The organism is Kitasatospora sp. NPDC059160 (assembly GCF_042755465.1).
In the GTDB taxonomy this organism is placed as follows: domain Bacteria; phylum Actinomycetota; class Actinomycetes; order Streptomycetales; family Streptomycetaceae; genus Kitasatospora.
Genome location: NZ_JBHZCN010000043.1, coordinates 67048 through 75397, shown reverse-complemented (window position 1 = coordinate 75397; position 8350 = coordinate 67048). Strand labels below are relative to the sequence as shown.

Here is an 8350-nt window from a genome sequence, read left to right as displayed (position 1 = left end):
CAGCCACAGGGTCGGCGGTCGGAAAATCACCCAGCCCCCGGAGCGCCCACCCCCGGAACCGCCCCCGGCGTCACCCACCCTCCCGAGAGCCCACCACCCCACCCCAGCCCCGCGCAGCGGCCCCCCCAGACGGCCCCGCCCAGTGGCCGCCCCGCCACCCTCCTTGTGGACTGGTCCTCGAACACCGTCCGGGTCAGTGAACAGAGCGGGGATCGATATGCGTTGGGGAACCGCAGCCGTCGTGGCGGCCGCCGCCGCCGGGGCCGCCGTCCTGGTCGTCGGCCGTCGGGCCTCCGAGCGGTTGGTCCGTCCGGGCGCGGGCCCGGCCGCCGACGGCCCGGATTCGGGGCCGGTGCTGGTGCAGAGCCTCGCGGCGGGGCGGGTGACGTTCAGTCGGCGTCCGGAGAGCCTGCGCCCCGGTCGCTGGGCGGTGGAGTGGGCGGACGGCGGGCACGCGGTGGTGGAGGAGGTCCTGCACAGTGACGCGCAGGGCGTCACCCGCCGGCTGGTCCGGGCGGACCGGGGCACCCTGACGCCCGGCACCGAGGTCCGCTTCACTCCGCGCGTGCACCTGGGCGATCCGACCTCGGCGCTCGGCCTGGCCTTCACCGACACGGTGGCCGACGGCGAGCTCGGCCCGCTGCCGGTCTGGCTGCTCGGCGGCAAGCGCGGTACCTGGGTGATCCTGGTCCACGGCCCGGAGGCGGACCGCCAGCAGGTGCTTCCGGTGCTGCCGGCCCTGCACCGCCTGGGTCTGCCGGCGTTGGTGGTCACCTACCGCGGCGACGAGGGCGCCCCGGCGTCCCCGGACGGCTACAGCCACTTCGGCGAGACGGAGTGGCGGGACGTCGAGTCGGCGATGCGGCTGGCCCTGGACCACGGCGCGGGCCGGGTGATCCTGTACGGCTGGTCGGTGGGGGCGACGACGGTGCTGCAGACGGCGGCGCGTTCGGCGTGGGCGCACGCGATCAGGGGGATCGTGCTGGACTCGCCGGTCCTGGACCTGCCCACGGCCGCCCGTCGGGACGCGGCCCGGGCGGGTTTCACCGGGGTCTCCGCCGAGCTCGGCGCGCTGGCGGCGGAGGGCCGTACGGGCGTCGACCTGGCGGACTCCTCCCGCCTGGCGGAGGGTGCGGACCTGCGGGTCCCGACCCTGGTGCTGCACAGTCCGGACGACACGCTCGCGCCGATCGGCCCGGTGGAGCACCTGGCCGCGGCCCGCCACGACGTGGTGAACCTCCAGCGCTTCCCGGGTGCCGAGCACGCGGCCCTCTGGAACTCGGCGCCGGACCACTACACCGAACTCCTCCGCCGCTGGCTGACCCCGCTCCTCTGACCCCGCTCCTCTGACCCACCCCCTCTGACCCACCCCCTCCGGCCCTCCCCTCCGGCCCCACCCCCCTGACCCGCCCTCAGGGGCAAACATTGCTCCCGAAAACCCACCCCAAGCCCGTCAGCAGCTCCCTTCCCCCCTCACCCCCCTGCACCGGAAGTCGACCCCGCCGACTTCCGGTGCCGCCGCGTCCCCCCGCAGGCACATGCCACCTGGCCGGATCGCAGCCCTCCACTTGCACCGCTCCCCACCCCTCCCGCCCCCGTGAAACCACCCACAGACCCCGTCCCCACACGCAGCGTGACGCCCCGCCGCCCCCTGGCATGACCCCGCCACACGTTTCCGGCCAGGCGGTTTGCCTCTGTTGCCCGATCTTGCGGAGGTGCCGCCCCCGGTCGAGCGGTCGTACGGGCAACCGGATGTGACAGAAGGCCGGTACAAGGGGAAGACTGCTCGACGTGACGTCTCGGAACCCGCGCGACCGTGATGCCCCGCTCCCGCCGACGATCGGTACCGGTGCGACGGTGACCCGTCTCCCAGGTACGGCCCAACGGCCTTCCGGCGGCAGGCCGGGCGGGGCCGCCGTACCCCGGCGCCGTGGGCCCGCGCCGGCCCCCGGCCGGGGCCGGGTTCCGGTGCCGGAGGGCTTCCCCGCGCCGGCCGAGCTGGCGCCGCTGGCCCGTCGGATGCTGGTGGACGCCGTCCGGATCGCCCGCTGGGCCGGGGAGCTGGCGGAGGTCGACAAGCGCGGCGAGCTGCTCCCGGACGACGCCCGCGACGCCGGCCGGGCGCTGGCCATGACGGTCGGCGCGGCGGTCAAGGCCTGGGGCCAGGCCCTGCTGGTGGGCCTGGTGGAGGCCCGGGACGGCGGAGCGGGCCCCGGTTGGCGCCTGCACGCCTGGGAGCACGACGACGAGGCCGTGGTGCGCGGCTGGTCCGGGCTGTTCGACGCCTGGACGCTGCTCGCCCCGGTGCCGCCCGCCGCGCTGCGCGGGGTGTTCGCGGTCCTGGCCGGCCAGGCCGTGGACCAGGCCCCGCAGTTGCTGTCCTTCCTGCACCTGGTGGACGGCCCGGTGGCCGAGAGCGAGCTGCTGGAGCTGCTGCGCCGCGGCCTGGACGAGCGCCGGGTCGGCGCCGGGCTGGGCAACCCGGGCCTGTCGCCGGTGCCGCACGCCGCCTCGGCGGTGTCCGCCGTCCGCGGCACCTGCCGGGCGCCGCAGATCGACACCCCGGCCGCCGTCTCCGACGTGGCCGCGGTGCTGGACTGGATGCTGGACGGCCTGACGGCGGTCGGCGCCGTGGTGCGCCGCGACGCCGCCGCCGAGCTGTCCCCGCTGGGCCACTGGGCGGTGCGGGCGAAGCTGGAGGAGATCTGCACCGTCGCCCAGACCGCGGCCGGGCACATCGAGCAGAGCGCTTTCGAGCTGCTGAACGCCTGCGCGGACTACTCGCCGGGCCCGGCCCGGGCGGAGTTCCGCGCCTGGGTGGCGGCCCGCCCGGCGGACCGCGCGGTGGCCGAGCTGCTGGACGCGGCCCAGGGTGACGACGCGCTGGTGCGCGGTCTGGCCTTCGAGGCGCTGCGGGTGGCGGGCGGTCCGGCCGAGCAGGCGGTGCGGGCGGCGGTGGACGAGCCGGTGCTGCGCCCGTACGCGCTGCTCTGGCTGGCCGAGCGTTCGGACGAGGGGGTCGCCCCGGCGGACGTGCTGGGCGCCGAGGACGCGGCCTGGCTGTGGGTGGACACGGCGGCGGCGGTGCTGGACCACGGCGAGACGGAGCTGCTGGTGGGGCACGTCGAGGGCGCCTCGGCGGGTGACCCGGTGCGGCTGTTCGCCCGGGCCCGGCAGTCCGGGCACCCGCGGGCGGCCTCGGTGCTGACGGCGGTCTCCGGCGTCCACCCGGACCCGGGCGTGGCCCGGGCGGCCCGCCGCTCGGCGTTCAGCGTCCACACCGGCGGGGCCTAGGCCCACACCGGCGGGCGCCTGGCCGGCACACCCGGCACGAGCACGACGGAAGGGCCCGGAACCATCAGGTTCCGGGCCCTTCTCCGTACGTCGTGCGGTGGCTCAGCCGAGCCGCGACTCCGCCCGCCGGGCGCGGACGTCGCCGACCTTCTGCCCGACCTTGCGCCGGATGACCAGCAGCGGCGCCATCGCGGCGAGCGTGATCTGGGCGAAGGCCCCCACGTGCATCAGGGTGTCGCCGCCGGGCAGCCCGGTCGCCCAGGCGGCCAGGCAGCCGATCGCCACGACGACCCAGCAGAGCGTGGCGGTGGCCAGCAGCCCCTGGGGCTTCGGGTACTCGATCCGGCTGACCATGAGGTACGCGGCGCCGAAGATGGCGAGCAGACCGGGCAGGAACGGCGGGTCGAGCAGCACGATGGCGATGACCGTCATCGCGCCCATCGGGCAGGGCATGCCCTGGAACACCCCGGGCCGCATCTTGACGGTCGAGAAGCGGGCCAGCCGCAGGACCACCGCGAGCAGCACGGTCAGCGCGATCAGCGCCGAGAGCTTGGTGTTGGAGCCCTGGGAGACCATGCCCCAGACCGCGACGAAGTAGGCCGGCGCGATGCCGAAGCTGATCAGGTCGGCCAGGTTGTCGAGTTCCGCTCCGAGGGCGGAGGAGCGGAGCTTCCGCGCCACCAGGCCGTCGAAGAGGTCGCACATCGAGCCGATCAGCAGCAGCGTCACCGCGGTGGCGGCGCTGTGCCGGTCCGGAGCGGCGTCCGGGTTGGTGATGTGCGGGACCAGGACCCCGGTGGTGATCGAGTAGATCGCCAGGAAGCCGCAGACGGCGTTCCCCAGGGTCAGGAAGTCGGCGGTGGACAGGTGCTGCGGGGAGCGCGGGGCGCGCAGCTCACGGTCGCGCGCCCAGCGGCGACGGCGCAGGGCCGTCTCCTCGTCGTCCAGGCCGACGATTGTTTCAGGATCAGTCACGGTCAAGGCGCGTCACCCCGGCTGTGGTCTTCTGGCCGACCTCGACGCCGACCTCGACGCCGGCCGGCAGGTAGGTGTCGACCCGGGAGCCGAACCGGATCAGGCCGATCCGGTCGCCCTGCTCGACCTTGGTTCCGGCGGCCACGTACGGCACGATCCGGCGGGCCACGGCCCCCGCGATCTGCACCATCTCGATGTCGCCGAGCTCGGTGTCGAAGTGCCAGACGACCCGCTCGTTCTGGTCGCTGTCCTTGTTGAAGGCCGGCACGAAGCCGCCCGCGACGTGCTCGACCGACGTCACCGTGCCCGGCAGGGGCGCGCGGTTGACGTGGACGTTGAGCGGGCTCATGAAGATCGCGACCCGGGTGCGGCCGTCCGGCCAGGCGTCGATGCTCTGGACCACGCCGTCGGCGGGGGAGATGACTCTGCCGGTGCCGATCTCACGCTCGGGGTCGCGGAAGAACCACAGCATGCCCGCGCCGAGCGCACAGGCCGGTACCGCCGCCAGGGCCCACTTGCCGTTGCGCCGGGTGAGGGCGGTGGTCACGGCGGCCGTGGCGAGGGTGGGGACGAACCAGGGGGTGGCTCCGCGCGCGATGGTCACGCGGGGTCGCCGACCGGCCGCCGGGGCTGCGAGGGCATCGCGGTCCGTGACGGAGGTGTGAGGGGACGGGCTGATGGGCATCGAAAACCTTTGTCGCGGGGGATCATGGCCGCTGGACGGGGGCCACCGCGGGATCGGTAATAGAAGGGACGGCTTGCTGTCCCGGTGGATGCTATCGGGAGCACACGGTGGGTGGGCAACCCGCCTGCTCGTTCATGTGTCCGGTGGGAGCGCGTGCGCGCGTCCTGCCTCTACGACCGTAGCTCGCCCCGGTCCGGTTCCCAAGGGACCGGACAGGGCTGGTGACTCTTGTCTCAGCAGGGGTGCGGGCGGAACCCGGTGGGGGACACGGGCCGTACCGGGTGGAAGAAGGTGTACGGAAGCGGCCGCAGGGCGCGTCGCTGCAGCTGTACGCCCTGCGGCCGCTTTCCGGAGGCCGTGCCGGACCCAGGCGGACCAGGCCGGGCCGTGACGGGCACGGCACTCTGCCGGGACGGGCCCGCACGCCCGTCGACCGGCGGTTTCGGAGCGGGCCGCCCGTCAATGCGGGCGGCCTCGCAATCACTCGGCGGTCCCCGCGTTCGGGCGGGGGCCGGGCCGTCACTCGGCGATCTTGTACTCCTCCAGGAGCCGGCGCCCGACGATCATCTTCTGGATCTCCGCAGTTCCTTCACCGATGAGCAGCATCGGGGCCTCGCGGTAGAGGCGCTCGATCTCGTACTCCTTCGAGAAGCCGTAGCCGCCGTGGATCCGGAAGGCGTCCTCGACGACCTCCTTGCAGTACTCGGAGGCCAGGTACTTGGCCATGCCCGCCTCCAGGTCGTTGCGCTCGCCGCTGTCCTTCTTGCGGGCGGCCATGACCATCATCTGGTGGGCGGCCTCGACCTTGGTGGCCATCTCGGCGAGCTTGAACTGGATCGCCTGGTGCTCGGCGATCTTCTTGCCGAAGGTGGAGCGCTGCTGGGCGTAGGAGATGCCGAGCTCGAAGGCGCGGCGGGCGACGCCGCAGCCGCGGGCGGCGACGTTGACCCGGCCGACCTCGACGCCGTCCATCATCTGGTAGAAGCCGCGGCCCGGGACGCCGCCGAGGATGCGGTTGGCCGGAATCCGCACGTCCTGGAGCACCAGCTCGGTGGTGTCGACGCCCTTGTAGCCCATCTTCTCGATCTTCCCGGGCACGGTGAGGCCGGGGACGGTCGGGTTCGGGCCGAAACCGGCCGTCTTCTCGATCAGGAAGGTGGTCATGTTCTTGTACGGGGAGCTGCCGCCCTCGTCGGTCTTGCACAGGACCGCGACCAGGGTGGAGGTGCCGCCGTTGGTGAGCCACATCTTCTGGCCGTTGAGGACGTAGAACTCGCCGTCCTTGACGCCCTTGGTGGAGATGGCGGAAACGTCGGAGCCGAGTCCGGGCTCGGACATCGAGAAGGCGCCGCGGATTTCGCCGGCCGCCATCTTCGGCAGGAAGTGGTCCTTCTGCTCCTGGGTGCCGTGGGCGTTGATCATGTGCGCCACGATGAAGTGGGTGTTGACGATGCCGGAGACCGACATCCAGCCGCGGGCGATCTCCTCGACCACCAGGGCGTAGGTGAGCAGGGACTCGCCGAGGCCGCCGTACTCCTCGGGGATCGTGAGGCCGAACAGCCCGAGCTGCTTCATGCCCTCGACGATCGCGGTCGGGTACTCGTCCTTGTGCTCCAGCTCGGTCGCGACCGGAATGATCTCCTTGTCGACGAAATCCCGCACGGTGGCGAGGATGTCCCGCTGGATCTCGGTGAGGCCGTCGGTCTGTGCGAGGCGTCCCATCGTGCGGCTCCGGAATGTCTGAAAACGGGCGGGGGGGGGGATTTCCGGGGGCCCTGCCGGCGTGGCTGCGGCAGCAGGGCCCCCGACCGGGTGGGGGTCGGCCGATGACGGCGGCCTACCCGTCCGGGGTCTCTGGGAGGGGGGTGGTTCAGGAGAGCGGCTCGGGGCGCCCCGGCTGCTCGCCGCCGCGCTCCTTGATGTACGTCTCGGTCGGCACCATCACCTTGCGGCGGAAGACGCAGACGACGGTGCCGTCCTGCTTGTAGCCCTTGGTCTCGACGTGGACGATGCCGCGGTCGTTCTTGGACTTGGACGGCCACTTGTCCAGGACGGTCGTCTCGCCGTAGAGGGTGTCGCCGTGGAAGGTCGGCGCGATGTGGCGCAGCGACTCGATCTCCAGGTTGGCGATCGCCTTGCCGGAGACGTCCGGGACGGACATGCCGAGCAGCAGCGAGTAGATGTAGTTGCCCACCACGACGTTCTTGCCGAAGTCGGTCGTCTTCTCGGCGTAGTTGGTGTCCATGTGGAGCGGGTGGTGGTTCATGGTGAGCAGGCAGAACAGGTGGTCGTCGTACTCGGTGACCGTCTTGCCGGGCCAGTGCTTGTAGACCGCGCCGACCTCGAACTCCTCGTAGGTGCGTCCGAACTGCATGGCCTCAGGCCTCCGCCTTCTTGTCAGATCCGGGCTGTTCGAACTTGCTGGTGCGCTGCATGCCGGCGGCCCGGCCCTTGCCGGAGACGACCAGGGCCATCTTGCGGCTGGCCTCGTCGATCATCTCGTCGCCGAGCATCGCGGAGCCCTTGGCGCCGCCGGCCTCGGAGGTGCAGTAGTCGTACGCGTCGAGGATCAGCTCGGCGTGGTCGTAGTCCTCCTGGGAGGGGGAGTAGACCTCGTTGGCGATGGCGACCTGGTCCGGGTGCAGCACCCACTTGCCGTCGAAGCCGAGGGCGGCGGAGCGGCCGGCGACCTCGCGGTAGCCGTCGGCGTTGCGGATCTGGAGGTACGGGCCGTCGATCGCCTGGAGGTCGTTGGCGCGGGCGGCCATCAGGATGCGCATCAGGATGTAGTGGTAGGCGTCGGCGTTGTAGCCGGGCGGCTGCTCGCCGACCACCAGGGACTTCATGTTGATGGAGGCCATGAAGTCGGCGGGGCCGAAGATGATGGTCTCCAGCCGGGGCGAGGCCTCGGCGATGGCGTCGACGTTGATCAGGCCCTTGGCGTTCTCGATCTGCGCCTCGATGCCGATCCTGCCGACCTCGAAGCCCATGGTCTTCTCGATCTGGGTGAGCAGCAGGTCGAGCGCCTTGACCTGCTCGGCGTCCTGGACCTTGGGCAGCATGATGCAGTCGAGGTTGGGGCCGGCGCCCTCGACGACGGTGATCACGTCGCGGTAGGTCCAGTGGGTGGTCCAGTCGTTGACGCGGACGACGCGGGTCTTGCCGCCCCAGTCGCCGTTGTTCAGCGCGTCGACGATGTGGTGGCGGGCGCTCTCCTTGACCAGCGGGGCGCAGGCGTCCTCCAGGTCGAGGAAGACCTGGTCGGCCGGGAGGCCCTGGGCCTTCTCCAGGAAGCGCGGGTTGCTGCCCGGTACGGCGAGGCAGGAGCGGCGCGGGCGAAGGCGGTTCAAAGCAGTCATGAGGGTGGTTCGTTCCTTCCCAGTGGTCAGCTGGTCA

Annotated in this window: 7 protein-coding genes; 2 read left to right on the top strand and 5 right to left on the bottom strand. The window is 72.4% G+C overall.

Annotation, left to right across the window (positions count from 1 at the left end; genetic code table 11):
• The first annotated feature begins 217 nt into the window (after nt 1–217).
• Nucleotides 218–1336, top strand: a complete 1119-nt coding sequence (locus tag ACFXOZ_RS20250) for an alpha/beta hydrolase family protein (protein ID WP_380591781.1) — start codon at nt 218–220, stop codon at nt 1334–1336.
• Between the two features lie 632 nt (nt 1337–1968).
• Nucleotides 1969–3294, top strand: coding sequence for a hypothetical protein (locus tag ACFXOZ_RS20245; protein ID WP_380591779.1), 1326 nt, complete (start codon nt 1969–1971; stop codon nt 3292–3294).
• Between the two features lie 102 nt (nt 3295–3396).
• Here ACFXOZ_RS20245 and ACFXOZ_RS20240 read toward each other — a convergent pair whose 3' ends face one another.
• The 5 genes from ACFXOZ_RS20240 to ACFXOZ_RS20220 all read right to left on the bottom strand — a co-directional run bounded on the left by ACFXOZ_RS20240 (nt 3397) and on the right by ACFXOZ_RS20220 (nt 8313).
• The gene (locus ACFXOZ_RS20240; RefSeq protein ID WP_375894011.1) at nt 3397–4275 is read right to left on the bottom strand and encodes a CDP-alcohol phosphatidyltransferase family protein; all 879 of its coding nucleotides are present in this window, start codon (nt 4273–4275) and stop codon (nt 3397–3399) included.
• Nucleotides 4262–4954, bottom strand: a complete 693-nt coding sequence (locus ACFXOZ_RS20235) for a phosphatidylserine decarboxylase (RefSeq protein WP_375894008.1) — start codon at nt 4952–4954, stop codon at nt 4262–4264. The genes ACFXOZ_RS20240 and ACFXOZ_RS20235 overlap by 14 nt, the downstream gene beginning before the upstream one ends.
• A gap of 519 nt (nt 4955–5473) precedes the next feature.
• On the bottom strand, nt 5474–6676 hold the full coding sequence (locus ACFXOZ_RS20230) for an acyl-CoA dehydrogenase family protein (protein ID WP_380396274.1): 1203 nt from the start codon (nt 6674–6676) through the stop codon (nt 5474–5476).
• 148 nt (nt 6677–6824) lie between these two features.
• The gene (locus ACFXOZ_RS20225) at nt 6825–7328 is read right to left on the bottom strand and encodes a MaoC family dehydratase (RefSeq protein ID WP_375894002.1); all 504 of its coding nucleotides are present in this window, start codon (nt 7326–7328) and stop codon (nt 6825–6827) included.
• Between the two features lie 4 nt (nt 7329–7332).
• A complete protein-coding gene (locus tag ACFXOZ_RS20220) occupies nt 7333–8313 on the bottom strand; it encodes an HpcH/HpaI aldolase/citrate lyase family protein (RefSeq protein ID WP_375894001.1) in 981 nt (326 codons plus the stop codon).
• Nucleotides 8314–8350: the final 37 nt, after the last annotated feature.